Annotated in this window: 27 protein-coding genes; 18 read left to right on the top strand and 9 right to left on the bottom strand. The window is 67.2% G+C overall.

Going from position 1 to position 22,447, the window contains the following annotated elements:
• Nucleotides 1-35 precede the first annotated feature (35 nt).
• From J2848_RS04265 to J2848_RS04240, 6 genes are all read left to right on the top strand, one after another.
• Nucleotides 36-275, top strand: coding sequence for a DUF1127 domain-containing protein (locus tag J2848_RS04265; protein WP_149230306.1), 240 nt, complete (start codon nucleotides 36-38; stop codon nucleotides 273-275).
• Nucleotides 276-278: 3 nt separating this feature from the next.
• Nucleotides 279-728, top strand: coding sequence for a GFA family protein (locus tag J2848_RS04260; RefSeq protein WP_149230307.1), 450 nt, complete (start codon nucleotides 279-281; stop codon nucleotides 726-728).
• On the top strand, nucleotides 725-1,138 hold the full coding sequence (locus tag J2848_RS04255) for a GFA family protein (RefSeq protein ID WP_149230308.1): 414 nt from the start codon (nucleotides 725-727) through the stop codon (nucleotides 1,136-1,138). The genes J2848_RS04260 and J2848_RS04255 overlap by 4 nt, the downstream gene beginning before the upstream one ends.
• A gap of 188 nt (nucleotides 1,139-1,326) precedes the next feature.
• Nucleotides 1,327-1,674, top strand: coding sequence for a cupredoxin domain-containing protein (locus J2848_RS04250; protein ID WP_149230309.1), 348 nt, complete (start codon nucleotides 1,327-1,329; stop codon nucleotides 1,672-1,674).
• Between the two features lie 60 nt (nucleotides 1,675-1,734).
• A complete protein-coding gene (locus J2848_RS04245; RefSeq protein WP_149230310.1) occupies nucleotides 1,735-2,577 on the top strand; it encodes an FTR1 family iron permease in 843 nt (280 codons plus the stop codon).
• A 116-nt stretch (nucleotides 2,578-2,693) separates the two neighbouring features.
• Nucleotides 2,694-4,505 carry a monovalent cation:proton antiporter-2 (CPA2) family protein gene (locus J2848_RS04240; protein WP_149230311.1) on the top strand — a complete coding sequence of 604 codons (1,812 nt, stop codon included), beginning with the start codon at nucleotides 2,694-2,696 and terminating at the stop codon, nucleotides 4,503-4,505.
• Here J2848_RS04240 and J2848_RS04235 read toward each other — a convergent pair.
• Genes J2848_RS04235 through J2848_RS04225 form a run of 3 tightly spaced genes read right to left on the bottom strand, consistent with a single transcriptional unit; the run spans nucleotide 4,502 to nucleotide 7,245 of the window.
• Nucleotides 4,502-5,299, bottom strand: coding sequence for an ABC transporter ATP-binding protein (locus J2848_RS04235; protein ID WP_149230312.1), 798 nt, complete (start codon nucleotides 5,297-5,299; stop codon nucleotides 4,502-4,504). The genes J2848_RS04240 and J2848_RS04235 overlap by 4 nt on opposite strands.
• Entirely contained in the window at nucleotides 5,296-6,204 is a 909-nt protein-coding gene (locus J2848_RS04230) for an ABC transporter permease (protein ID WP_149230313.1), read from the bottom strand. The genes J2848_RS04235 and J2848_RS04230 overlap by 4 nt, the downstream gene beginning before the upstream one ends.
• 60 nt (nucleotides 6,205-6,264) lie before the next feature.
• Nucleotides 6,265-7,245, bottom strand: a complete 981-nt coding sequence (locus J2848_RS04225; RefSeq protein WP_149230314.1) for an ABC transporter substrate-binding protein — start codon at nucleotides 7,243-7,245, stop codon at nucleotides 6,265-6,267.
• A 356-nt stretch (nucleotides 7,246-7,601) separates the two neighbouring features.
• Between J2848_RS04225 and J2848_RS04220 the strand changes: the two genes are divergently transcribed.
• Nucleotides 7,602-7,982, top strand: coding sequence for a DUF983 domain-containing protein (locus tag J2848_RS04220; protein ID WP_149230315.1), 381 nt, complete (start codon nucleotides 7,602-7,604; stop codon nucleotides 7,980-7,982).
• Between the two features lie 103 nt (nucleotides 7,983-8,085).
• On the opposite strand, the gene J2848_RS04215 is transcribed toward J2848_RS04220, so the two are convergent.
• From J2848_RS04215 to J2848_RS04205, 3 genes are all read right to left on the bottom strand, one after another.
• On the bottom strand, nucleotides 8,086-8,247 hold the full coding sequence (locus tag J2848_RS04215; RefSeq protein ID WP_170306959.1) for an RSP_7527 family protein: 162 nt from the start codon (nucleotides 8,245-8,247) through the stop codon (nucleotides 8,086-8,088).
• A 230-nt stretch (nucleotides 8,248-8,477) separates the two neighbouring features.
• Nucleotides 8,478-8,885 (bottom strand): hypothetical protein, encoded by a 408-nt coding sequence (locus J2848_RS04210; RefSeq protein WP_149230316.1) that lies wholly within the window; start codon nucleotides 8,883-8,885, stop codon nucleotides 8,478-8,480.
• A gap of 40 nt (nucleotides 8,886-8,925) precedes the next feature.
• Nucleotides 8,926-9,741, bottom strand: a complete 816-nt coding sequence (locus J2848_RS04205) for a hypothetical protein (protein ID WP_149230317.1) — start codon at nucleotides 9,739-9,741, stop codon at nucleotides 8,926-8,928.
• Between the two features lie 93 nt (nucleotides 9,742-9,834).
• On the opposite strand from J2848_RS04205, the gene J2848_RS04200 reads away from it, so the two are divergent.
• From J2848_RS04200 to moaE, 8 genes are all read left to right on the top strand, one after another.
• Nucleotides 9,835-10,605 (top strand): SDR family oxidoreductase, encoded by a 771-nt coding sequence (locus J2848_RS04200; RefSeq protein ID WP_149230318.1) that lies wholly within the window; start codon nucleotides 9,835-9,837, stop codon nucleotides 10,603-10,605.
• Between the two features lie 405 nt (nucleotides 10,606-11,010).
• Entirely contained in the window at nucleotides 11,011-12,990 is a 1,980-nt protein-coding gene (uvrC, locus tag J2848_RS04195; protein ID WP_149230319.1) for an excinuclease ABC subunit UvrC, read from the top strand.
• 78 nt (nucleotides 12,991-13,068) lie between these two features.
• Entirely contained in the window at nucleotides 13,069-13,671 is a 603-nt protein-coding gene (pgsA, locus tag J2848_RS04190; RefSeq protein WP_149230320.1) for a CDP-diacylglycerol--glycerol-3-phosphate 3-phosphatidyltransferase, read from the top strand.
• Nucleotides 13,672-13,682: 11 nt separating this feature from the next.
• On the top strand, nucleotides 13,683-14,183 hold the full coding sequence (gene mobB / locus J2848_RS04185) for a molybdopterin-guanine dinucleotide biosynthesis protein B (protein ID WP_149230321.1): 501 nt from the start codon (nucleotides 13,683-13,685) through the stop codon (nucleotides 14,181-14,183).
• 38 nt (nucleotides 14,184-14,221) lie between these two features.
• Nucleotides 14,222-14,893 (top strand): HAD hydrolase-like protein, encoded by a 672-nt coding sequence (locus J2848_RS04180; protein WP_149230322.1) that lies wholly within the window; start codon nucleotides 14,222-14,224, stop codon nucleotides 14,891-14,893.
• 81 nt (nucleotides 14,894-14,974) lie between these two features.
• Nucleotides 14,975-16,228 carry a molybdopterin molybdotransferase MoeA gene (locus J2848_RS04175; protein ID WP_149230323.1) on the top strand — a complete coding sequence of 418 codons (1,254 nt, stop codon included), beginning with the start codon at nucleotides 14,975-14,977 and terminating at the stop codon, nucleotides 16,226-16,228.
• Nucleotides 16,229-16,238: 10 nt separating this feature from the next.
• Nucleotides 16,239-16,490 carry a molybdopterin converting factor subunit 1 gene (gene moaD / locus J2848_RS04170; RefSeq protein WP_149230324.1) on the top strand — a complete coding sequence of 84 codons (252 nt, stop codon included), beginning with the start codon at nucleotides 16,239-16,241 and terminating at the stop codon, nucleotides 16,488-16,490.
• 4 nt (nucleotides 16,491-16,494) lie between these two features.
• Nucleotides 16,495-16,947, top strand: coding sequence for a molybdopterin synthase catalytic subunit MoaE (gene moaE, locus J2848_RS04165; protein ID WP_149230325.1), 453 nt, complete (start codon nucleotides 16,495-16,497; stop codon nucleotides 16,945-16,947).
• A 39-nt stretch (nucleotides 16,948-16,986) separates the two neighbouring features.
• Here the strand turns inward: moaE and J2848_RS04160 are convergent, their stop codons facing one another.
• The gene (locus J2848_RS04160) at nucleotides 16,987-17,577 is read right to left on the bottom strand and encodes a YqgE/AlgH family protein (protein ID WP_149230326.1); all 591 of its coding nucleotides are present in this window, start codon (nucleotides 17,575-17,577) and stop codon (nucleotides 16,987-16,989) included.
• Nucleotides 17,578-17,771: 194 nt separating this feature from the next.
• On the opposite strand from J2848_RS04160, the gene J2848_RS04155 reads away from it, so the two are divergent.
• The 3 genes from J2848_RS04155 (at nucleotide 17,772) to J2848_RS04145 (ending at nucleotide 20,928) form a co-directional block, all read left to right on the top strand.
• Nucleotides 17,772-19,847 carry a protein-disulfide reductase DsbD family protein gene (locus J2848_RS04155; protein ID WP_149230327.1) on the top strand — a complete coding sequence of 692 codons (2,076 nt, stop codon included), beginning with the start codon at nucleotides 17,772-17,774 and terminating at the stop codon, nucleotides 19,845-19,847.
• Between the two features lie 103 nt (nucleotides 19,848-19,950).
• Nucleotides 19,951-20,304 carry a zinc ribbon domain-containing protein YjdM gene (locus J2848_RS04150; protein WP_149230467.1) on the top strand — a complete coding sequence of 118 codons (354 nt, stop codon included), beginning with the start codon at nucleotides 19,951-19,953 and terminating at the stop codon, nucleotides 20,302-20,304.
• A 141-nt stretch (nucleotides 20,305-20,445) separates the two neighbouring features.
• Nucleotides 20,446-20,928: a peroxiredoxin gene (locus tag J2848_RS04145; protein WP_149230328.1), complete on the top strand. Its 483-nt coding sequence runs from the start codon at nucleotides 20,446-20,448 to the stop codon at nucleotides 20,926-20,928.
• A gap of 43 nt (nucleotides 20,929-20,971) precedes the next feature.
• On the opposite strand, the gene rnhA is transcribed toward J2848_RS04145, so the two are convergent.
• Together rnhA and J2848_RS04135 are read right to left on the bottom strand one after the other, a co-directional pair.
• Nucleotides 20,972-21,448, bottom strand: coding sequence for a ribonuclease HI (gene rnhA, locus J2848_RS04140; protein ID WP_149230329.1), 477 nt, complete (start codon nucleotides 21,446-21,448; stop codon nucleotides 20,972-20,974).
• The gene (locus J2848_RS04135) at nucleotides 21,445-22,443 is read right to left on the bottom strand and encodes a homoserine kinase (protein WP_149230330.1); all 999 of its coding nucleotides are present in this window, start codon (nucleotides 22,441-22,443) and stop codon (nucleotides 21,445-21,447) included. The genes rnhA and J2848_RS04135 overlap by 4 nt, the downstream gene beginning before the upstream one ends.
• Nucleotides 22,444-22,447 lie beyond the last annotated feature (4 nt).

Here is a 22,447-nt window from a genome sequence, read left to right as displayed (position 1 = left end):
GGCCCCGCTCCCCATCCAGCGAAGGAAACCGGATCATGGCAAAGGGAACACAGTCACAGTTTTCCACCGCAGAGCTGTTCGTCCGCAAGCCGGTGCAGGCCGGCCCCGGTCTGGGCGAGCGCGTGGTGTCGCTGTTCGACCGCCTCGCCACCTGGAATGAGCGCCGCCGGCAGCGCCGCGCGCTGGAAGCTCTGCCCGATCATCTGTTGTCGGACATCGGCATTTCCCGTGCCGACGCCGACTATGAAGCCGAGAAGCCGTTCTGGCGGGGTTGAGCGATGAGCGAGGCAAAGGCAGGGGGAGAGCGGGTCTGGACCGGCGGTTGCCTGTGCGGCGGCGTGCGCTATGCCATCGACACGCATCCGGAGCCGATCTCCTTCTGCCACTGTTCCCAGTGCAGGCGCCAGCACAGCCATGTTGGCGCCTACACCGGCCTGCCGCGTGCGGCGTTGCGTCTGCTGAACGACGCCACGCTGACATGGTATGCCTCTTCCGACCGGGCGCGGCGCGGCTTCTGCGCATGTTGCGGTGCCGGGTTGTTCTGGGAGGCGCTGGACCAGCCTGACACCGGGGGTGAACCGCGCATCACCGTGACCGCCGGCAGTCTGGACGATGCGTCGGAGTTGTGGGTCGAGCGTCACATCTTTGTCGATCACAAGGGTGCCTATTACGACATCGGCGACGACGGCGTCGAACGCCGGACCAGCACGGGAGAGGTGGTGGAATGACCGAACAGGGCAGGGCGCTTTCCGGGGGCTGCCTGTGCGGCGGCGTGCGCTTCCTGCTGGCCGAACGGCCGGACGGGGTGGTGACCTGCCATTGCGGCCAGTGCCGCCGTTTCCATGGTCATATCGGCGCGTACATCACGGTGCCGCGCGACACCGTCACCTTCGATGCCGACACGACGCTGTCCTGGTATCGCTCCTCCGACTTCGCGGAACGCGGATTCTGTGGGCGGTGCGGGTCGTCGCTGTTCTGGAAGGGCGATGGCAAGAGCGAGATCGAGATCGCTGCGGGCAGTCTCGATCAGCCGACCGGACTGACGACGCTGCGCCATGGCTATGTCGCCGACAAGGCCGATTACTATGAGATCGCCGATGGGCTGGAGCAGTTTCCCGGCTCGTCGGAGGGGGAGTAGGCTGGCGCGGCCGGGCCGGGATCAGGTCACGAGACAAGGTTCAAAGACGGCCGCATCCCGGCAGGGTGCGCGATTCCGTCGCAGGTGCGTTGCGGTGGTCGGGGGGGCCTTTTCATTTGACCCCAGGTGTCTGGGGTGAGAATGATTTTCAGAAGCAAAGGCCCACCAGCCCCTGAGGTTTTCCACGAATGCGCCGTGTCTCCCTGCTTTCCGCCGCCTGCGCCATCGCCCTGTCCGGCGCCGCGTTTCTCCAGGCAGCGCCGGCCCGCGCCGAGGATACGATCACCATCGTCATCAAGGACCACAAGTTCGAACCGGCCGAGGTCAAGGTGCCTGCGAACAAGCGGGTGACCCTTCTGGTCGACAACCAGGACGCCACGTCGGAAGAGTTCGAAAGCGGCGAGATGAAGGTTGAGAAGATCGTCGGCGGCCGCAAGCAGATCAAGGTCATGGTCGGTCCGCTGAAGCCGGGGCGCTATCCCTTCTTCGGCGAATTCCACGAGGCGACGGCGCAGGGCGCCGTAATCGCCGAGTGACACAGTCTTAAGGCCGTTTGACGCAGTCTTGAGCCAGACCGCCCCGCACCGGAGACGACCATGCTCGCCAGTCTGATCATCGTCTTTCGCGAGGTCCTCGAAGCGGGCCTCATCGTCGGCATCGTGCTGGCCGCCACCCAGGGGGTGGTCGGGCGTGGCCGCTGGATCGCGCTCGGCATCGTTGGCGGCATCATCGGCTCCTGCATCGTCGCGGCCTTCGCCGATGGCATCAGCGCGCTGTTTGCAGACACCGGACAGGAGCTGTTCAACGCCACCGTCCTGCTGATCGCCGTCGTCATGCTGGCTTGGCACAATGCCTGGATGGCGCAGCATGGCCGCGAACTGGCGCGCGACATGAAGGCGGTCGGCCGTGCGGTGCAGAGCGGCGAGAAGTCGCTGGCGGCGCTAGCCGTCGTGATTGGCGTCGCCGTTCTGCGTGAAGGGTCGGAGGTTGTGCTGTTCCTGACCGGCATTCTGGCGTCGGAGGAGGGGGGCATCGCCACCGTGGCTGCCGGCGGGCTGGGCGGAATGGCGCTCGGGGCGCTGGTCTCCATCCTGCTCTATGTCGGCCTGCTGCAAATCCCGACGCGGCACCTGTTCGCCACCACCACGTGGCTGCTGACCCTGCTGGCTGCCGGCATGGCCGCCACGGCGGTCAATTTCCTGGCGCAGGGCGGCGTGCTGAACGTGGGCGGCACCGTGCTGTGGGACAGCTCGGGCGTGCTGCGCGACAACAGCCTGGTCGGGCAGGCGCTGCATGTCCTGGTCGGCTATACCGACCGGCCGACGGAGGCGCAACTGATCGCCTATGTCGGCGTGGTCGTCGGCATCCTGCTGCTGACCCGCTGGGCGGCCGGTAATCCACCGTCGGACCGCCCGCGTGTTGCGTCCCCGGCCGAGTAATCAATAGGGAATAATCAATAACATGAAGGTGTATGGCCGGGCTGACGGTTAAGCGTCTGGCCTTACTCCTTGAAATCGCGCCATAGTGCCGCTGCGACAGTCGAGCGGCGGGGAATATGGCGGAACTTGTGACGTTGGTTGTGCTGCTGGCGGCGATGGTGGTCGCCGTGCCGGTGGCAAAAAGGTTCGGGTTCGGTGCGCCGCTCGGCTATCTGGCCGCCGGTCTGGCGGTGGGGCCGGCCGGCCTTGGGCTGGTGACCAATGTGGGGGCGATCGCCCACGCCTCGGAACTCGGCGTCGTCATGCTGCTGTTCCTGATCGGGCTGGAGTTGAGGCCGGCCCGCCTGTGGGTCATGCGGAAATCGGTGCTGGGGCTGGGCGGTGCGCAGGTCGCCCTCACCGGTGCGGTGATCGCCGGGCTGTGCGGCCTGGGGCTGGGGCTGCCCTGGCCGACCGCCGTGGTGCTGGGCTTTGGTTTCGCGCTGTCCTCTACCGCCATGGCGCTGCCGATGATGGCGGAGCGCGGGCTGCTCGCCAACCAGTCGGGGCGCAACGCCTTCTCCATCCTGCTGTTCCAGGACCTTGCGATCATTCCGGCGGTGGCTCTGCTGCCGCTGCTGGGGGATGGCAATGTTCCGCAGGCCGACGGTGCCTGGCTGGCGGTCGCCAAGGCGGTGGTCGCGGTGGCCCTGGTGCTGATCGGCGGGCGTTATCTGCTACGGCCGATCTTCAACGCGGTCGACCGCGCCGGCGCGCCCGAGATCTTCACCGCCACCACCCTGCTGGTCGTCATCGGCACCGCCGTGCTGATCCAGGAGGCCGGGCTGTCGATGTCGCTGGGCGCCTTCATGGCCGGCGTCCTGCTGTCGGATTCGGAGTACCGGCACGAGGTCCAGGCCGACATCGAGCCGTTCGAGGGTTTGCTGCTCGGCCTGTTCTTCGTTTCGGTCGGGATGGGGGCGGATGTGCCGACCCTGCTGGCGCATCCGATCCGCTTCCTCGGCCTCGCCGCGGCACTGCTGGCGGCGAAGGGGCTGGTGATGCTGGTCCTGGCCCGCGTTGCCGGAGTGCCGTGGGTGGGGTCCATGCGGATGGCGACGGTGTTGAGCCAGGGCGGCGAGTTCGGCTTCGTGCTGTTCGGGCTGGCGGTCGGTGGCGGCGCGATGGCTGGCGAGCAGGCTTCGGCGGCGATGCTGGTCGTCACCCTGTCGATGCTGGCGACTCCCTTCCTGTTCGCGGCGGAGGAGCGCTGGTTCGCGCCGCGCCTGCTGGACGGCAAGCCCAAGCGCCCCTTCGACACTCCGCCCGACGAGAACCCGCCGGTCATCATCTGCGGCTTCGGCCGGGTAGGGCAGGTGGTCGGCCGTGTCCTGCGGATGCGCGGCATCGCCTTCACCGCGCTGGAGAGCAGTGCGGCCCAGGTCGATTTCGTCCGCAAGTTCGGCAGCAAGGCCTATTATGGCGACCCGACCCGTGTCGAGCTTCTGCGCGCCGCCGGAGCGGAGAAGGCGAAGGTCTTGGTGGTGGCGCTCGACGACATGGAGCAATCGTTGCGGGTGGTGGAGATGGCGACCCGCCATTTCCCCAACCTGACCATCTTCGCCCGTGCCCGCAACCGCCGCCATGTCCACCATCTGATGGACCGCGGCGTCACCCATATCGTGCGCGAAACCTTCGACAGCAGCATCCGCCTGACCGGCGACGTGCTGCGCCAGATGGGCATGGCTGAGGGTGAGGTCACGCGGACGCTCGACACCTTCCGCGCCCATGACGAACGCACCCTGATCCGCCAGCACGCCGTCCACAATGACGAGACCAAGCTGATCCAGACCTCCCGCGATGCCGCCGCGGAGCTTCAGTCGCTGTTCGAAGCGGACCGGGAGGATGGGGGCGAAGTGCAGGGCGAGGCGAGGACAGCCAGCGCCTAGCCGATCAGCAAACTATCGTCGCTGATCTCCGCTCCACCGCGCTGCCTGGCGAACAGTGCCAGCAGGTGCGGTACGTCCAGCCCGGCGCGCTCCTCTCCCGCCACGTCGAGGACGACGCGGCCCTCGTGCAGCATCAGCGTGCGGTCGCCGTAATCCAGCGCCTGCCGCATCGAATGGGTCACCATCAGCGTGGTCAGCCGGTTGTCGCGGACGATGCGGCGGGTCAGGTCGAGGACGAAATCGGCAGTGGCGGGGTCGAGGGCGGCGGTGTGCTCGTCCAGCAGCAGGATCTTGGAGCCGGCGAGCGTCGCCATCAGCAGGCTGACCGCTTGACGCTGGCCACCGGACAGCAGGCCCATGCGGTCGTGCAGCCGGTTCTCCAGCCCAAGCCCCAGCGCCGCGATGCGGTCGCGGAAGCCCTTGCGGCGGTCGCTGCCCAGCGCCAGCGACAGGCCGCGGCGGCGTCCCCGCGCGGCGGCGAGCGCCATGTTCTCCTCGATGGTCAGGGCGGCGCAGCTGCCGGCCATCGGGTCCTGGAAGACGCGGGCGACCAGACCGGCGCGGCGCGGCGTGTCCCAGCGGGTGACGTCGGTACCGTCGATGGCAATGCGCCCCTGTTCCGCCAGAACGTCGCCGGCCAGCGAACCGAGGAAGGTTGATTTGCCGGCGCCGTTGGAGCCGATGACGGTGACGAACTCCCCTTCCGGGATGGTCAGGTCGACGCCGCGCAGCGCATGCTTTTCCAGCGGCGTGCCGCGCCCGAAGGTGACGTGGATGTCCTCGACGACGATCATTTGGCGGCTCTCGTGCTGCGGGGGGCGCTGCGGGAAGCCTTGGCCTTCAGGCGCGGCAGGATCAGGGCGACGGCGACCAGAACCGCGGTCACCAGATTGAGGTCGGACGCCTGAAGGCCGATGGCGTCGGCCGACAGCGCCAGTTGCACGGCGAGCCGATAGAGGATCGATCCGGCGACGCAGCCGACCAATGCCAGAGCCAGCGCGCGGGCGGGCAGCACCGTCTCGCCGACGATCACGGCGGCAAGTCCGACGACGATGGTGCCGATGCCGGTGGTGACGTCTGCGAAGCCGTTGGTCTGGGCGAACAGGGCGCCGGCCAGTCCGGTCAGGCCATTCGACAGGGCGATGCCGGCATAGACATGGGCGTCAGTATCAACGCCCTGTGCCCGCGCCATCCGGGCGTTCACGCCTGTCGCCCGCATCGCCAGCCCGAACTCGCTGGCGAGGAAGCGGGCGAGCAGCAGCACGACCACCGCGACGATCACGCCGACCACCAGCGGACGGACGATGTGGTCGGGAATCCCGAGCCCATAAAAGGGTGTCAGCACCGTGTCCTGCATCAGCAGCGCGACGTTCGGCCGGCCCATGACCCGCAGATTGACGGAGAACAGGGCGATCATCGTCAGGATGCTGGCGAGCAGATGCAGGATCTTGAAGCGTACGTTCAGCGTCGCCGTCACCAGCCCGGCCGCCGCACCTGCGAGGGCCGCGGCGAGGCTGGCGAGCCACGGGTTCACGCCGGCGATCAGCAGCACCGCGCAGACGGCCGCCCCCAGTGGGAAGCTTCCGTCCACCGTCAGGTCGGGGAAGTCCAGGATGCGGAAGGACAGATAGACGCCGATGGCGACCAGCGCATAGACGAGGCCGATCTCGATGGCGCCGAAGAGGGCGATTTCGGTCATTGCGGTGCTTTTGAAAGGGCTTGGCAGGGGAAACGCTTTGCCCCCTCCCGTAACGATCACTTACTGCCCGACCACCTTCGTCGCGCGCTTCACCACCGCGTCGGGCAGGGTGACGCCCATGGCGGCGGCGGACTTCGGGTTGACGAACAGGTCGGTACCCTTGGCGAGCGTCACCGGGATGTCGCCCGGCTTCTCGCCCTTCAGGACGCGGGCGACGATGGCGCCGGTCTGCTTGCCGACCTGGAAATAGTCGAAGCCGATGGAGGCGACCGTGCCGCGGGCGACACTGTCGGTGTCGGCGGAGAAGATCGGCAGCTTGGCCTGCTGGCCGACGGCGACCACGCTTTCCAGCGCCGAGACGACGGTGTTGTCGAGCGGGATGTAGACGGCGTCGGCCTTGCCGACCAGGCTGCGCACCGCCGGCTGGGCGTCCGACGATTTCGGAACGGAGGCCTCGACGACGCTCAGGCCGGCCTTGGCGGCCTCGTCCTTCAGCGCCTTGACCAGCACGATGGAGTTCGGCTCGCCCGGGTTGTAGAGCACGCCGATGCGCTTGGCCTGCGGCAGGATCTCGCGGATCAGCGCGACATGCTCGGCCACAGGGGCCATGTCGGACAGGCCGGTGATGTTGGCGCCGGGCTTTTCCATCGACTTGACCATCTGGGCCGAAACCGGATCGGTCACCGCGGTGAAGACCACCGGGATATCGCGGGTCGCCGCCGCCACCGCCTGGGCCGAGGGGGTGGAGATCGGCACGATCACGTCGGGACGGGAGCCCACGAACTGGCGGGCGATCTGGGCGGCGGTGGCCGGATTGCCCTGTGCGCTCTGATACTCGACCTTCAGGGATTGGCCCTGGACGAAGCCGGCGTCCTTCAGTGCCTCCACGATGCCGTCGCGGGTGGCGTCGAGCGCTGGATGCTGGACGATGGCGGTGATGGCGACGGTCTTGCTCTGCGCCATGGCCGAGACCGGCGCGGCGATCGGACCGACGAAGGCAGCGAGAGCCGCCGCGGCGCACAACAGGCGGGTGAAGGACATGGCTTGAGAATCTCCCCAATGCAGAGGTCTTCCCCTAGACCGGGCGGGCGCCGCCGTCAACTCGGCAGCAGGGCCGGGGAGGCTGGAGTTGAACATTTGAAACGCCATGAAACAGATTCCGGGAGATGTTCCATTGTTTCATCGGGCGTCCGATCCGTCATGTCCCCTCCCATGTCCCTTCCGCGGCGACAAACAGGCCGCCCTCTTCATAGCACGGGGCGGCAGACGGGATAAGGACAGCCCGAAAATCCGGCCGGTCGCCGCGATCTCGACTCCGCATGTCCGACCTGCCCGCAATCGGGGGTGTGGTTTGGCGGGTGGGAGGCTATATTGTCCGCAACACGGAAGGAGCGACCATGATCGCAGGAACCGAAGCGGCTCCGTCGAAGTTTCTCGCCTCCTTCCGCGGCCTGATCGGCAACTGCCCCAATTGCGGGCGCGGCCGGCTGCTGCGGAACTTCCTGAAACCGGTCGATCACTGTTCGGCCTGCGGCGAGGCCTACGGCCACCTGCGTGCCGACGACGCGCCGCCCTGGATGACGATCCTGATCGTCGGCCACATCGTCATTCCAGCCCTGCTGGCGGTCGAACAGACCTATGAGCCGCCGACCTGGGTGCATCTGACGGTCTGGCCCTCGCTGACCCTGCTGCTGACGCTGCTTCTGCTGCCGCGCTGCAAAGGGCTGGTGCTTGGCCTGCTGTGGAGCACCGGGGCGCCGGGGTCGGAACGCGGGTAAGGTGGTCCGCGGTACCTTATTACGAAAACGGCACCGTGCGTCGAGCACGATGCCGTTTTTTATGTGGCTGCGGTTCCGCCGTCCAGCGGAAGCCCAACTGCCGTCAGCGGGTGCTGGGCAGAGCGTTGCCGTGCCCGGCGCGGGACAGGCTGGCGCGCAGCCTGCCGAACAGCTCGCGCAGGTAGTCGGCGCGCATCTGGCGGGCGGCCAGCATGATCTCGTCGTGGCTGCGGGGATCACGGACTTCGTTGAAAAGGCTGTTCATGGCTCTGGGAATCTCCACGTGAGGTGAGAGACGTCCACTCCCTTGATTTCAGTCGCTGAGCTTTGTCAGCTTTGTGAAGCTCAAGATAGGGCAGAGCCACTGTCCCATGAAGCGCAGTCCGCGCAACGCCGCCCGACGATTTCCGTATCAGCTTTGTCAATCAACGGAGGTGCGAACTATTGCCGCAGGACACGGTTTATGCCTTGCCGGGCAATAGTTCGTCGGCCCGGTCACTTGCGGTCGCGGGCGCCGTCCACCGCGACGTCGCGGTCGGAGATGATGCGATCGCTGCCGTGCTCTCCGGCCTGTCCCTGCGGATGGTCGGGCTGACGCGGCGGCAGCGGGCCTGTGCCGAGGCCGCCGGCTTCCTCGCTGCCGGGAATACCGAAATCCTCGTCGGGCTGGTCGATCGGTCCGCCGGCGCCGGGACCGATGACGCGTTGGAAGCCCTCGATCTGCTCGTCCACATCCAGGTGATCGCGCGTCTCGCGGATATCGAGGGGGATTTCGCGCTCGTCGATGCCGCCGCTGTCGCCGGGGCCGGTGGCATTCCCGATATTGCGGTCGTCCCGCGGCCGGTCGTCGGCCTTGCGGCTGTCAATGGTCCGGCTGTCGATGTTGCGGTCCTTGGCGGCCATGGGCGCTCTCCCGTCTGTCCTGTCGAGGTTTCAACCTTCCTCAACAGGGCGGAAGGGCACTCGTCACCGACCGCACATCGAACCAGCCGCCGACGCTGTGGCGCAGGTCCTGCCGGCGGTCCTGCTCCGGCGCCGGGGCGATGTCCCACAGCCAGGACATGTCGGGGGCGGGCAGGGCAAGGCCCCAGGTCGAATCCTCTATTTCGGTCACCGTGCCGCCGTGGATCCAGGAAGCGTCGATGTCGGTGAACAGGGCCGCATGTTCGGCAATGGCGGACAGCCAGCACAGATGGCCGTGGATCATGCGCAGAGCGAATGCCATCCGATCCGCGGCCGGGGTCGCCGGGGCGCGACGCTCCACCGCTTCCAGCGGCAGCAGGGGCAGTTGGGACAGCAGGTTGCAGGAGAGGGCGAAGCGGAAGGGGCCATCGTCCGGGATCGGCGCATTGAAGCCGGTGGGGAGCGGACCGCCGGTATCGAGTGCCGCGGCAAGCGGGGCCAGCGCGCCGCTGACGTCCAACTCCACGAGGCGGACATTCGCCATGCCCGCCACCCGGCGGCGGACGGCGCGGCTGTGCAGGATGTCGACCAGAACCACCTCGTCGAAGCGGGTGGCCAGCCTTTGCAGCGGGATTTCGATCAGCAACCCCGATCCGGCGATCAGGGCCCGTCCGCCCGGGGCCGCCCATTCCATCGCCTGATCGACGAAGCGGTGGCATGCGGCGACATGCGGCGCCCAGGCACGCCTCTGCCGCCGGTGGCGGGCGCCCAGCGCCACCATTTCCGACAGGTAGCCGAACCGGCGGGCCAGCGGCGGGCAGGGGGTGGTCAGATATTCGAAGGCTTCGCGCAACATCGCCGGCTCATTCCCCTGTCGTTTTCCCCTGGCGCCTCGCCTTTGGCCTTCTCAGCCCTTGACCCGCGATGGTGGCAAGGTACCTATGGCGCCATGGTCGAGATCAAGAGGAAAACGGCCCTTGTCACCGGGGCCGGCAAGCGCATCGGGCGGGCCATCGCGCTCGATCTGGCGGGGCAGGGGTGGGACGTGGCCGTCCATTACCGAAGTTCCCGCGCGGAAGCCGATGCCGTCGTTGCGGAGATCGAGAAGGCGGGCGGCCGTGCTATGGCCTTTGCCGCCGACCTGGACCGCGAGGCGGAGGTGAAGACTCTGGTGCCGGCGGTGACGGAGCAACTCGGTCCGCTGACCCTGCTGGTCAACAACGCCTCCCGCTTCGAACGCGACGAGGTCGCCGACGTGACCCGCGAATCGTGGGATGCGCATATGGAGGCGAACCTGCGGGCGCCCTTCGTGCTGTCACAGGATTTCGCGTCTCGGTTGCCGACCGGCGAGAGCGGGTTGATCGTCAACATCATCGACCAGCGGGTCTGGAACCCGACTCCGCACTTCGTCTCCTATACCCTGTCGAAGATGGGGCTTTGGGCGCTGACACGGACGATGGCGCTGGCGCTGGCCCCCTGTATCCGCGTCAACGGTATCGGTCCCGGCCCCACTCTGCGCAACGACCGCCAGACGGTGGCGGAATTCGCCGACCAGTGGGACTCGACCCCGCTGCACCGCGGTACAACGCCGGAGGAGATCTGCGCCGCCATCCGCTTTCTGATCGCCGCTCCGGCGATGACCGGCCAGATGATCGCGCTGGACGGCGGGGAACATCTGGGATGGGCGCAGCCGACGCATGGCTTCGTGCCCACCGAATGACGGCAGGTTACAGCGCGCGAACAAAGGAAAGATGCGCCCGGCCGGCACCGGATGGCGGGGGGAAGCAGGCCGGGGCGCTGAAAATGACCGCGCGTTTTACACAGGTGCCCCACCCCGCGCAAGAGGCGCCTGCACTGCCGCGACAATTTTGTGTCAGCGCGTCAATTCCCTCCCTTGACTCGGGCGTGACCTAACAAAATCAATGAGTTAGGAAAAATGCTCAAAAAATAGGCATAAGCATGCGACCCCTTGCGGCGCCTAGCTCCGGACGGGCTACCCCCTCCGTTATCGACAAACTTATCCACAGGTTTCGTGGATATTCTTCCGGAGAGGTGAGTCGCTCCGCATGCGTCCTTCCTGTGCCCAACGGTTGACCCGCGGCGGCCGCTCGACGACATTCTGGTCATGTCCGAAACGCATTCCTCAGACTCCCTGGATTCCCCTTCGGCCGACCCTGCCGAAGACAATGTGACCGTTCCGACCGCCGCTGCGCCGGTCAGCGAAGGCGTCGCCGTGCGCCCGAAGCGGCGCCCGGCCGACATCAACCGGGGCGTCGAGATCATTCGTGAGCATCTGAAGACGCTGCCGCAGACGCCGGGGGTCTACCGCATGCTGGCGGGCGACGGGGCGGTTCTGTATGTCGGCAAGGCGCGCAACCTGAAGCGCCGGGTCACCAACTACACCCAGGTCGGAAAGCTGCCGGTCAGGCTCCAGCGCATGGTCGCGGAGACCGAGACGATGGAGTTCGTCAACACCCACACCGAGGTGGAGGCGCTGCTTCTCGAATCGAACCTGATCAAGAAGCTGATGCCGCGGTACAACGTGCTGTTGCGGGATGACAAGACGTTTCCGCACATCATGATCACCAAGGACCACGATTATCCGCAGCTGACCAAGCACCGTGGTGCCCGCGGGCGCGATGCCGATTACTTCGGCCCCTTCGCCTCGGCCGGGGCGGTGAACCGTACCATCACGGCGTTGCAGCGCGCCTTCCTGCTGCGCAACTGCGCCGACACGGTGTTCGCCGCCCGCACCCGGCCCTGTCTGCAATACCAGATCAAGCGCTGCACCGCGCCCTGCGTCGGCCGCGTCAGCCCGGCGGAGTATCAGGCGCAGGTCAACCAGGCGCGCGCCTTCCTGTCCGGCAAGAGCCGCGACATCCAGACGGAGTTCGCGGACCGGATGATGGCCGCCTCCGACGCCATGGATTTTGAGACGGCGGCGCGCTATCGCGACCGTATCCGCGCGCTGACGGCGATCCAGGCCCATCAGGACATCAACGTTGAAGGCGTGGTGGAGGATGCCGACGTCATCGCCGCCTATGCCGAAGGCGGCGTGACCTGCATCCAGGTCTTCTTCTTCCGCGGCGGACGCAATTATGGCAACCGCGCCTATTTCCCCAGCCATGACAAGGCGGCGGAGACCGAGGAGGTGCTGGCCGCCTTCATCGCCCAGTTCTATGAGAACAAGGCGGCGCCACCGCTGGTGCTGGTCAGCCACGCCCTGCCGGAACTGGATCTGCTGAGCGAGGCGCTGGCCGTGCGCGCCGGCCACAAGGTGGAACTGGCGGAGCCCAAGCGCGGCGAGAAGCGCCGGATCGTCGAGCATGCGCTGACCAACGCGCGCGAGGCGCATGGGCGCCGGCTCGCCGAAAGCTCCAGCCAGGCGCGGCTGCTGGAGGGCGTGGCCGCCGCCTTCGGCATGGATTCCGCGCCGGAGCGGGTGGAGGTCTACGACAACTCCCACATCCAGGGGACGCATGCCATCGGTGGCATGATCGTCGCCGGGCCGGAGGGCTTCATCAAGAACGCCTACCGCAAGTTCAACATCCGGGAGCCGGGGGCGGCAGGCGACGACTTCGCCATGATGCGCGAGGTGCTGACCCGCCGATTCGGCCGGGCGGTGAAGGAGGATCCGGAACGCAGCCTGGGAAGCTGGCCCGATCTGGTGCTGATCGACGGCGGCCTGGGGCAGTTGAACGTCGCGCTGGAGGTGTTCGCGGAACTGGGCATCGACGACGTGACGCTGGTCGGCATCGCCAAGGGGCCGGACCGCGACGCCGGGCGGGAGCATTTCTTCATGGAGAACCGCCCACCCTTCCAGATGGAGCCGCGCGACCCGGTGCTGTATTTCCTGCAACGACTGCGCGACGAGGCCCACCGTTTCGCCATCGGCACCCATCGGGCAAAGCGGACCAAGGCCATCGGCAAGTCGCCCATCGACGAGATCGCCGGCATCGGACCCGCCCGCAAGAAGGCTTTGCTGCATCATTTCGGCAGCGGAGCGGCGGTGGCGCGCGCCGGGCTTGCCGATCTGGAGGCGGTGGAAGGGATCAATCGGACCGTTGCGAAAAAGATATACGATCACTTCCATCCCGATGGTTAGAATGCGGGCATCTGCAAACAGCCGGCCCTCCCACGGGTGCCGTGCGGCGACATCCTCCAGCGGTTCGAGTTTTCCGTCATGCTGACCAGCCTGCCCAACCTGCTGACCCTGTCGCGCATCGCGGTGATCCCGGTGGTGGTCGGGCTGTTCTATGTGCCGGAGGCGTGGGCCGCCTATACCGCCTGCTCGCTCTATGCCGCCGCCTGCATCACCGACTGGTTCGATGGGTATCTGGCGCGGGCCTGGGCTCAGGAAAGCGTGATCGGCAAGTTCCTCGACCCCATCGCCGACAAGCTGCTGGTCGCGGCGACGCTGATCATGCTGGCCGGATTCCACCGGCTGACCGGCCTGTCGATCCTGCCGGCGGTGGTGATCCTGCTGCGCGAGGTGTTGGTGTCGGGTCTGCGCGAGTATCTGGCCGGCCTGCATGTCGGCGTGCCGGTGACCTGGCTGGCGAAATGGAAGACGACGATCCAGATGATCGCGCTGGGTTTCCTGATCGTCGGCGACTATGGTCCGGCGGAGCTGCCGGTGACCTTCATCGGGACGGTCGGGCTGTGGATCGCCGCGGCGCTGACCTTCTACACCGGCTGGGATTACATGCGTGCCGGACTGACCCATATGATGGCCGAGCAGCCGGCAAAGTCCGCCGCCGCCCGTTCCGCCCGCAGCGCCGGTTGAGAGTTTCCGACATGAAAATCTTCGGGCTGACCGGCTGGAGCGGCAGCGGCAAGACCTCGCTGATGGTGCGCCTGATTCCGGCACTGACCGTGCGTGGCTTGCGGGTTTCGACGGTCAAGCATGCCCACAAGGGCTTCGACATCGACCATCCCGGCAAGGACAGCCACAACCACCGCATGGCCGGCGCCACCGAGGTTCTTGTCAGCTCCCCCCGCCGCTGGGCCCTGATGCACGAGCTGCGCGACGGAGAGCCGGAGCTGACGCTGGACCAGCTGATCGGCAAGGTGTCTCCGGTCGACCTGCTGCTGATCGAGGGCTTCAAGCGCGACCGGCACGAGAAGATCGAGGTCTGGCGCGCCGACGTCGACAAGCCGCTGATCGCACCGGAGGATCCGACCATCGTCGCGGTCGCCAGCGACGGTTCGGTGCCCGGATGCCCGGTTCCGGTGCTGGATCTGAACGACGCGGAGGCGGTTGCGGCCTTCGTGGTGGAGCGCTGTGGGTTGGGGTGAGGCGGAGCCTTCATCCTTCCGATAGATCACGAGACGACATGGACACCGCACCTTCCCTCACGCCGCAGGCGCTCGATCGCCGTGGTTACCGTCTCGCCGTCTTCGACTTCGACGGCACGCTCGCCGACTCCTTTCCCTGGTTCATCGGCGTTCTGAATGGCGTCGCCGATCGCTATGGCTTCAACCGCGTACGGGCCGACGAGGTGGAGCGGTTGCGCGGCTATGACGCGCGCCAGATCATGCGGCACCTGCGCGTGCCGAGCTGGAAGCTTCCCTTCATTGCCAACCACATGCGCCAGTTGATGGCGCGCGATATCGACGGCATCCGGCTGTTCGACGGTGTGCCGGACATGCTGCGATCGTTGAACGACCGGGGGGTGACCGTCGCCATCGTCAGTTCCAATTCGGTCGAGAACATCCGCCGCATTCTGGGGGCGGAGGTCGCCGGGCTGGTGGCCCATTACGGCTGCGGAGCATCGCTGTTCGGCAAGGCGGTGAAGTTCCGCAAGATGCTGGGCAAGACAGGCGTTCCGGCCGATCTTGCCATCGGTATTGGTGACGAGGTGCGCGACATCGACGCGGCACGCAAGGTGGGCATGGGCTGTGCCGCGGTCGCCTGGGGCTATGCGCGCGGCGATGCGCTGGCGGCGCGCAAGCCGGACCGGCTGCTGACGCGGGTGGAGGAGATTCCCGGCCTGTTCGGCGGCTGAATGCCACATCCCGGAATTGGCCCGGAATTGGCGCCTTTTCCCTCTTCGCACCCGACGCTGCGACGGACTAGAGTGGCGGCCATGGTGCAACTCGACAATGACTGCTTCGCTTTCGGCGGGCCGATGATGGCGGTGGAGCCGGCGCTGGCGTTGCTGGCCGGACGGGTGGGGCCGGTCACGGCCACCGAGACCGTACCGCTGACGGCCGCGCTCGGCCGGGTGCTCGCTGCTGATCTGGTGGCGCCCTTCAACGTGCCGCCGCATGACAATGCCGCGGTGGACGGTTATGCCGTATTCTTCGACGACTTGGCCGCTGACACCCCGACCCTGCTGCCGGTGACGGCGCGGGTCGCCGCCGGGCAATGGCTCGGCCGGCCGGCGGTGCGGGGAGAGGTGGTGCGCATCTTCACCGGCGCGCCGATGCCCACGGGCATGGACACCGTCTTCATGCAGGAGGATTGCCGCAGCGACGGCGCCACCGTTACCCTGCCGGCGGGCATCCGCCGCGGTGTGAACCGACGGCTGGCGGGCGAGGATGTGCGCGAAGGCTCGGTGGTGCTGGCCGCCGGGCGCCGGCTGCGGCCGGAGGACATCGCGCTTGCCGCCTCGCTCGGCCATGCGGTGCTTGAGGTGCGCTGCCGCCTGCGGGTCGCGGTGTTTTCCACCGGCGACGAGTTGCGGCAGCCGGGGCAGGCGCTGGAGCCCGGCGCCGTTTATGACGCCAACCGCTTTGCCCTGATCGCGCTGCTGACCCGGTTGGGCTGCGCCGTGACCGACCTCGGCATTTTGCCCGACCGGTTCGAGACCATCCGCGATGCGCTGGCGGAGGCGGCAGGGAGCCATGACGCGCTGATCACCTCCGGCGGCATGTCGACGGGGGAGGAGGATCACGTCAAGCCGGCAGTGGAGGCCAACGGGCGGCTGGATTTCTGGCGGCTGGCGATCAAGCCGGGGCGGCCGGTGGCGCTGGGTCGCGTGCGGGATGCCGTGTTCATCGGACTGCCGGGCAATCCGGTGGCGGTGGTGGTGACCTTCCTGCGCATCGCCCGACCGATCCTGCTGCGACTGATGGGAGCAGCGGGCGAGACACCACGACCGATTCCGGTGCGCGCGGTCTTCGCCCATAAGAAGAAGCCCGGCCGGCGCGAGTTCCTGCGCGGGTCGCTGACGCGCGGTACGGATGGTGCGCTGGAGGCGACCAAGTACCCGCGCGATGGGGCCGGCGTGCTGTCGTCGCTGGTCGAGTCCGAAGGGTTGATCGAGTTGCCGGAGGAACTGGCGCGGGTCGAGCCGGGCATGACCGTCGATTTCCTGCCTTTCAAAGAATTCCTGTAGAGGGCGTGTGATGAAGATTCTCTATTTCGCCTGGCTGCGCAGCAAGATCGGCGTACCGACCGAGACCGTGGAACTGCCGGCAGAGGTCGCCACGGCCGGTGCGCTGGTCGAATGGCTGAAGACCCGCAGTCCCCGCCATGCCGAGGCGCTGGCCAACAGCAAGGTGGTCAAGGTGGCGGTGAACCAGGAGCATGTGCCCTACGACCACCCGATCTCATCGACCGACGAGGTGGCGCTGTTCCCGCCGGTGACGGGGGGCTGACGGCATGGCGATCCGCGTCCAGGCCGGGGATTTCGACGTCGGCGCCGAATATGCCGCCTTCACCGCCGGCCGGACCAGCGTCGGCGGGGTGGCGATGTTCGTCGGGCTGGTGCGTGACATCGCCGGCGGTGCGTCGGTCAGCGCCATGACGCTGGAACATTACCCCGGCATGACCGAGAAGCAGCTGGAAACCATCGCGGAGGAGGCGCGCCGCCGCTGGCCGCTGGACGACGTTCTGGTGATCCACCGCCATGGCCGGCTGGAGCCGGGTGACCGCATCGTGATGGTCGCCACCGCCTCGGCCCACCGCGACGCGGCCTTCGAGTCCTGCCGTTTCCTGATGGACTGGCTGAAGACCAAGGCGCCCTTCTGGAAGCTGGAAGCGACTTCCGAAGGCGAACGTTGGGTCGAGGCAAAGGAAAGCGACGACGCGGCGGCGGCGCGCTGGGCGGAGTGAAGCTTCAGGCGAACAAGCTTCAGGCGATCTCGGGCGCGCTCACGCGTGCCCGGCTTCGCCCGACAGCATGGAGACGCTGACGCCAAGCTTGCCGATGGCGCGTTCCCATTTGGCGTCCAGGTCGGTGTCGAACAGCAGCTTTTCGTCGCAGGGCACGTTCAGCCAGCCGTTGGCCTGGAATTCGGCATCGAGCTGGCCCGGACCCCAGCCGGCATAGCCCAGCAGCAGCAGGTTGCGGCGCGGGCCGCGGTCTTCGGAGATGGCGCGCAGGATGTCGATGGTGGCGGTCAGCGCCACGTCGTCATTCACCACCAGCGTGCCGTCACGGACGTAGTCGGTCGAATGCAGGACGAAACCGCGGCCCGACTCGACCGGGCCGCCGTAATGCACCGGCAGATTGTGAACCGGCTGGGCGATGTCCATGTCGAGCTGTTCCAGCAGATCCTCGAACGTGATCGACCCGAACAGCCGGTTCACCACCAGACCCATTGCGCCGTCTTCATTGTGGGCGCAGACATAGATGACCGTACGCTGGAAACGCGGGTCTTCCATTCCGGGCATGGCGATCAGCAACTGGCCGGTCAGCGATTCCGTGGTCTTGGAGTCCGGAGACTTGGTCAGGCGCGGCATGGGCGATTATCCTTGTCGTCGGTCCGGTGCGGAAGACCGCCCCCGTCCGTACGGTCGGTTGTGGTTGGCGCTCTGGCGACGCTTTCACCGGAGTGTGACAGCACCGGCCGAGCTTTGTCACCATTATATGGGCTATCATATAGGGTGTCGGGGACGCGGATGCGCCCCTTCCCGGGAAGAGAACAGTGCGCGCGATGAAAAGACATGCCGTCACCCTCCTGCTGCTTCTGGCTGTGCTGGCCAGCGGCACTGCCCCCGCTTTTGCGCAGGATGCGGTCGGGTCCTGGTCGAAGGCCGGACCGGTGGAGGCACGGCTGGTGTCCGCCGTGCGGGGTACCGGTGATCTGACCGCGCTGCCGCTGGGGCTGGAACTGCGGCTGGAGCCGGGGTGGAAGACCTACTGGCGCTCCCCCGGCGATGCCGGATTCGCACCGCGGCTGGACTGGAGCCGCTCGGTCAATCTGGGCGAGGCGAAACTGTTCTATCCGGCGCCGCACCGCTTCTCCGTGCTGGGGTTCGAGACGGCGGGATACGACACGGCGGTCCTGTTCCCGATCCAGGGTATGCCGGCAACGCCCGGCAAGCCGGTCGATCTGGCGCTGACCGCCGAACTGCTGGTCTGTTCGGAGATCTGCGTGCCGCAGACGCTGGAGCTTGCGCTGGCTCTTCCGGCAGGGCCGGCCGAACCCAGCGAGGTCGCCAACGACGTGGCGCGCGCGCAGGCGTTGGTGCCGAAGGGGCCGAACGGTCTGCTGCGCATCGACTCCGTTCAGGGCAACGGGACGGCGCTGGAGGTCGAGGCGACCGCTGCCGACGGCTTCGTCTCGCCCGACCTGTTCGTGGAAACCGATCCGCCGCTGACCTTCTCCGCCCCCAAGACTGTCTTTTCCGACAATGACCGTCATGTCCGCCTGACCCTGACGGTGACCGATCCGCAGCCGGGCCTGGACCTGACCGGGCGGGCGCTGACGCTGACGCTGGTCGACGGCGACAAGGCGGTGGAGGCACCTGCCATGGCGGTGGCCGGCGGTGCGGCGTCGGTGCCCGGTGGCGCCGGACTGGTGGCGATGCTGGGGGTGGCCCTGCTGGGTGGGTTGATCCTGAACCTGATGCCCTGCGTGCTGCCGGTGCTGTCGCTGAAACTGATGTCCGTGGTCAAGCATGGCGGGCGGGCGCCGGCGGCGGTGCGCGCCGGATTCCTGGCGAGCGCGGCCGGCATCCTGACCTCCTTCCTGCTGATGGCGTCGGTGCTGGTCGGCATCAAGGCGGCGGGCGGAGCCGTGGGCTGGGGTATCCAGTTCCAGCAACCGCTGTTCCTGGTCTTCATGGTCGTGCTGGTGACGCTGTTCTCCGCCAATCTGTGGGGGCTGTTCGAGGTGCCGCTGCCGCGCGTCCTGGCCGACCGGCTGGGCGGCGACGGGTTGGCCGGGCCGTTCGCCACCGGCATGTTCGCCACCCTGCTGGCGACCCCCTGTTCCGCGCCGTTCCTGGGCACGGCGGTTGGATTCGCGCTGTCCGAGGGACCGGTGGAGATCTACGCGATTTTCGCGACCCTGGGCGTCGGGCTGGCTCTGCCCTATCTGGCGGTGGCGGCGTGGCCGCGGGTGGCGGGATGGCTGCCGCGGCCTGGGCGCTGGATGGCGACGCTGAAGACGGTGCTGGGCTTCGCATTGATGCTGACGGCGGTCTGGCTGTTGTCGGTGCTGACCGCGCAGATCGGCGAAGTGGCCGCGGCCACCGTCGGGCTGCTGATGGCGGCGCTGGTGCTGGCACTGTGGGTTGGGCGCAGTGCGCGGGGGGCAGCGCGGATTGCCGGGCCTGCGCTGGCGGGCGTGCTGGCGGTCGCCGCCTTCGCCATGCCGGCGGCGGTCGGTCCGTCGGCCGGTGCGGCACCGGTAGTCAGCGACAGCAAGGCGCGCTGGGTGCCTTTCGCCGAAGCGACGATCCGCGAGCATGTCGCCGCCGGCAGGACCGTCTTCGTCGACGTCACCGCCGACTGGTGCATCACCTGTCAGGCCAACAAGAAGCTGGTGCTGAACCGTGGCGAGGTCGCCCAGCGGATGGACGATGCGACTGTGGTGGCGATGCGGGCCGACTGGACCCGTCCGGATGCCACGATCGCCAAGTTCCTGTCCGACCACGGCCGTTACGGCATTCCCTTCAACATCGTCTACGGCCCCGGCGCGCCGGACGGCATCACCCTGCCGGAACTGCTGAGCGAAGGCGCTGTACTGGAAGCGCTGAGCAAGGCGGCAGGCAAGGCGTCCTGACTCGGGGGCCTGATTGGGTTTCTGGAAAAGGCCTATGGCTGTTGCGGCTATTCTGCGGTAACAGGGCGCTTCCGGGAGCTTCTCCCGCGCCATGAGGACGATGATGGACGATCAGATCAACTGCCCGCAGTGCAACTCCGAAAACGCCTATAATGACGGCAGCCTGTGGAACTGCCCAGACTGCGGTCATGAATGGAACCCCGACACGCCCGCGGCCGCTACGGATGTCGAAGCCGGGCAGGGCGTGCGCGATGCCAACGGCAACCCGCTTGCCGACGGCGACAGCGTCACCGTCATCAAGGACCTGAAGGTCAAGGGATCGTCGCTGGTGGTCAAGGGCGGGACCAAGGTGAAGAACATCCGTCTGGTGGACGGGGCCGATGGGCACAACATCGCCTGCAAGATCGACGGCATCGGCGCCATGAATCTGAAATCGGAGTTCGTGAAGAAGGCTTGATCCCGGTTGTGTTGTCCGGTCAACCGCGCCTTGCGGCTCCTCGCCGCGAGGGATAGAAGGGATGCAGGGCCGGGCTCCGCAACGAGGGCCCGGCCGGACCCGAACACGGGCCAAACCCAAAAACCGGAAGGGTTAGAGACGATGAGCATCCAGGTTGGCGACACCATTCCGTCCGTCACGCTGAAGTGGCTGACCGACAACGGCATGCAGGAAGTCACGACGGACGAGCTGTTCAAGGGCAAGAAGGTCGTCCTGTTCTCGGTCCCCGGCGCCTTCACCCCGACCTGCTCGGCCAAGCACCTGCCGGGCTTCGTCCAGCAGGCCGACGCGCTGAAGGCCAAAGGCGTCGACAGCATCATCTGCCTGGCGGTCAACGATCCGTTCGTGATGCGCGCCTGGGGTGACAAGGGCGGTGTCGGCGACAAGGTTGCGATGCTGCCGGATGGCAACGCTACCTTCACCACGGCTCTCGGCCTGACCATGGACGGTTCCGGCTATGGGCTGGGCACCCGCGGCCAGCGCTTCGCCCTGGTGGCGGAGGACGGGAAGGTCACGCACGTCGCTGTCGAGGCCCCCGGCAAGTTCGAGGTGTCGTCGGCGGAAGCGGTGCTGGAGAAGCTTTGAGGTAGGAGGCAAAACCCTCTCCCGTCCCGGGAGAGGGTTTTGCTCAGTCCCGCGCCCGCACGTCGGCCACACCACGCCGTGCCAGTTCGTCGGCACGTTCGTTCTCGGGGTGGCCGGCGTGGCCGCGCACCCAGTGGAATTCGATCTGGTGCTGGCGCTTGGCCTCTTCCAGGCGCTGCCACAGGTCGACGTTCTTTACCGGCTTCCTGTCGGCGGTCATCCAGCCCTTGGCTTTCCAGCCATGGATCCACTTGGTGATGCCGTTCTTTACATACTCACTGTCGGTGAAGAGGCGGACGGTCACCGGTTTTTTCAGGGCCTCCAGCGCCATGATGGCCGCCATCAACTCCATGCGGTTGTTGGTGGTCGCAGGTTCGCCGCCGTAAAGCTCCTTTTCCACCTCGCCATAGCGCAGGATGGCGCCCCAGCCGCCGGGGCCGGGATTGCCGCTGCAGGCTCCGTCGGTGAAGATGTCGACGGTCTTGCGTCCAGCTTCGGTCAGGGTGGAGTCGTCCGTCATTGCCCGCCCGTCCCGGATTCGGCGAGGTCGGAATCGTCGAGGAAATAGTCGCCCAGCCCGCGGACCGACTGGTGGAAACGCAGCTTGCGCAGATATTCCAGCGGATCCTTTGGCCGCACGAAGGCGCCCGGCGGGTGGTTCAGCCAGTCATAGAGTCGGGTCAGCAGGAAGCGCACGGCGCTGCCGCGGCACAGCCAGGGCAGGGAGTCCAGCTCCCCGCGGGACAACGGGCGGACCTTGCGATAGTTGGACAGCAGAAGCCGCGCCTTGGTGGCGTTGAAGGATCCGTCGATCTCGAAGCACCAGGCGTTGATGCAGATCGCCACGTCGTAGACGAAGAAGTCGTTGCAGGCGAAATAGAAGTCGATCAGGCCGGACAGGCTGTCGCCGCGGAAGAAGACATTGTCCGGGAACAGGTCGGCATGGATGACGCCAGCCGGCAGGCCGACCGGCCAGTTGGCTTCCAGCGCCGTTAGTTCCGCTTCCAGGGTCGCGCGCAGGCCGGGGGCGACCTCGTCGGCGCGGTCCGCCGACTTGGCGAACAACTCCTTCCAGCCGGGCAGGGCCAGGGCGTTCGGGCGCTCCATGCGGAAGTCGCCGACCGCCAGATGCAGGCGCGCCAGCGCTTCGCCCAACCGGGCGCAATGCTGCGGCATGATCCGGCGCGGCCACATGCCGGCCAGGAAGGTGACGATCACTGCCGGACGGCCGCACAGCTCGCGCAGCGCCACGCCGTCACGCCCCGGCACCGGCAGCGGACAGGCGATGCCTTTGTCCGCCAGATGCTCCATCAGGCCGAGGAAGAAGGGCAGATCCTCCTTCCGCGTGCGCTTTTCATAGAGGGTCAGGATGTAGGGTCCGCGTTCGGTCACCAGCAGGAAGTTGGAATTCTCCACCCCCTCCGCGATGCCCTTGCACGACAGCACCGCGCCCAGATCGTACTGGGCGGCGAAGGTGCTGAGATCCTCGTCGGTGACTTCGGTGTATACGGCCATGGTA

Source organism: Azospirillum lipoferum (genome assembly GCF_024170005.1).
Lineage (GTDB): Bacteria > Pseudomonadota > Alphaproteobacteria > Azospirillales > Azospirillaceae > Azospirillum > Azospirillum lipoferum.
Note: the sequence above shows the minus strand (reverse complement) of the source record. Positions and strands in the feature narration are given on the sequence as shown.

Excerpts from the sequence above, each read along its gene's own strand:
- J2848_RS04200 (WP_149230318.1), top strand. The coding sequence starts at position 9,835 with ATGGTCGAGATCAAGAGGAAAACGGCCCTTGTCACCGGGGCCGGCAAG.
- J2848_RS04230 (WP_149230313.1), bottom strand. The coding sequence starts at position 6,204 with ATGACCGAAATCGCCCTCTTCGGCGCCATCGAGATCGGCCTCGTCTAT.
- J2848_RS04135 (WP_149230330.1), bottom strand. The coding sequence starts at position 22,443 with ATGGCCGTATACACCGAAGTCACCGACGAGGATCTCAGCACCTTCGCC.
- J2848_RS04160 (WP_149230326.1), bottom strand. The coding sequence starts at position 17,577 with ATGCCGCGCCTGACCAAGTCTCCGGACTCCAAGACCACGGAATCGCTG.
- J2848_RS04220 (WP_149230315.1), top strand. The coding sequence starts at position 7,602 with ATGATCGCAGGAACCGAAGCGGCTCCGTCGAAGTTTCTCGCCTCCTTC.
- J2848_RS04175 (WP_149230323.1), top strand. The coding sequence starts at position 14,975 with ATGGTGCAACTCGACAATGACTGCTTCGCTTTCGGCGGGCCGATGATG.
- J2848_RS04180 (WP_149230322.1), top strand. The coding sequence starts at position 14,222 with ATGGACACCGCACCTTCCCTCACGCCGCAGGCGCTCGATCGCCGTGGT.
- J2848_RS04235 (WP_149230312.1), bottom strand. The coding sequence starts at position 5,299 with ATGATCGTCGTCGAGGACATCCACGTCACCTTCGGGCGCGGCACGCCG.
- mobB (WP_149230321.1), top strand. The coding sequence starts at position 13,683 with ATGAAAATCTTCGGGCTGACCGGCTGGAGCGGCAGCGGCAAGACCTCG.
- J2848_RS04240 (WP_149230311.1), top strand. The coding sequence starts at position 2,694 with ATGGCGGAACTTGTGACGTTGGTTGTGCTGCTGGCGGCGATGGTGGTC.
- J2848_RS04215 (WP_170306959.1), bottom strand. The coding sequence starts at position 8,247 with ATGAACAGCCTTTTCAACGAAGTCCGTGATCCCCGCAGCCACGACGAG.
- J2848_RS04260 (WP_149230307.1), top strand. The coding sequence starts at position 279 with ATGAGCGAGGCAAAGGCAGGGGGAGAGCGGGTCTGGACCGGCGGTTGC.
- moaE (WP_149230325.1), top strand. The coding sequence starts at position 16,495 with ATGGCGATCCGCGTCCAGGCCGGGGATTTCGACGTCGGCGCCGAATAT.
- J2848_RS04155 (WP_149230327.1), top strand. The coding sequence starts at position 17,772 with ATGAAAAGACATGCCGTCACCCTCCTGCTGCTTCTGGCTGTGCTGGCC.
- J2848_RS04225 (WP_149230314.1), bottom strand. The coding sequence starts at position 7,245 with ATGTCCTTCACCCGCCTGTTGTGCGCCGCGGCGGCTCTCGCTGCCTTC.
- moaD (WP_149230324.1), top strand. The coding sequence starts at position 16,239 with ATGAAGATTCTCTATTTCGCCTGGCTGCGCAGCAAGATCGGCGTACCG.
- J2848_RS04255 (WP_149230308.1), top strand. The coding sequence starts at position 725 with ATGACCGAACAGGGCAGGGCGCTTTCCGGGGGCTGCCTGTGCGGCGGC.
- J2848_RS04265 (WP_149230306.1), top strand. The coding sequence starts at position 36 with ATGGCAAAGGGAACACAGTCACAGTTTTCCACCGCAGAGCTGTTCGTC.
- J2848_RS04245 (WP_149230310.1), top strand. The coding sequence starts at position 1,735 with ATGCTCGCCAGTCTGATCATCGTCTTTCGCGAGGTCCTCGAAGCGGGC.
- rnhA (WP_149230329.1), bottom strand. The coding sequence starts at position 21,448 with ATGACGGACGACTCCACCCTGACCGAAGCTGGACGCAAGACCGTCGAC.
- J2848_RS04210 (WP_149230316.1), bottom strand. The coding sequence starts at position 8,885 with ATGGCCGCCAAGGACCGCAACATCGACAGCCGGACCATTGACAGCCGC.
- J2848_RS04145 (WP_149230328.1), top strand. The coding sequence starts at position 20,446 with ATGAGCATCCAGGTTGGCGACACCATTCCGTCCGTCACGCTGAAGTGG.
- pgsA (WP_149230320.1), top strand. The coding sequence starts at position 13,069 with ATGCTGACCAGCCTGCCCAACCTGCTGACCCTGTCGCGCATCGCGGTG.
- J2848_RS04205 (WP_149230317.1), bottom strand. The coding sequence starts at position 9,741 with ATGTTGCGCGAAGCCTTCGAATATCTGACCACCCCCTGCCCGCCGCTG.
- J2848_RS04150 (WP_149230467.1), top strand. The coding sequence starts at position 19,951 with ATGGACGATCAGATCAACTGCCCGCAGTGCAACTCCGAAAACGCCTAT.
- uvrC (WP_149230319.1), top strand. The coding sequence starts at position 11,011 with ATGTCCGAAACGCATTCCTCAGACTCCCTGGATTCCCCTTCGGCCGAC.
- J2848_RS04250 (WP_149230309.1), top strand. The coding sequence starts at position 1,327 with ATGCGCCGTGTCTCCCTGCTTTCCGCCGCCTGCGCCATCGCCCTGTCC.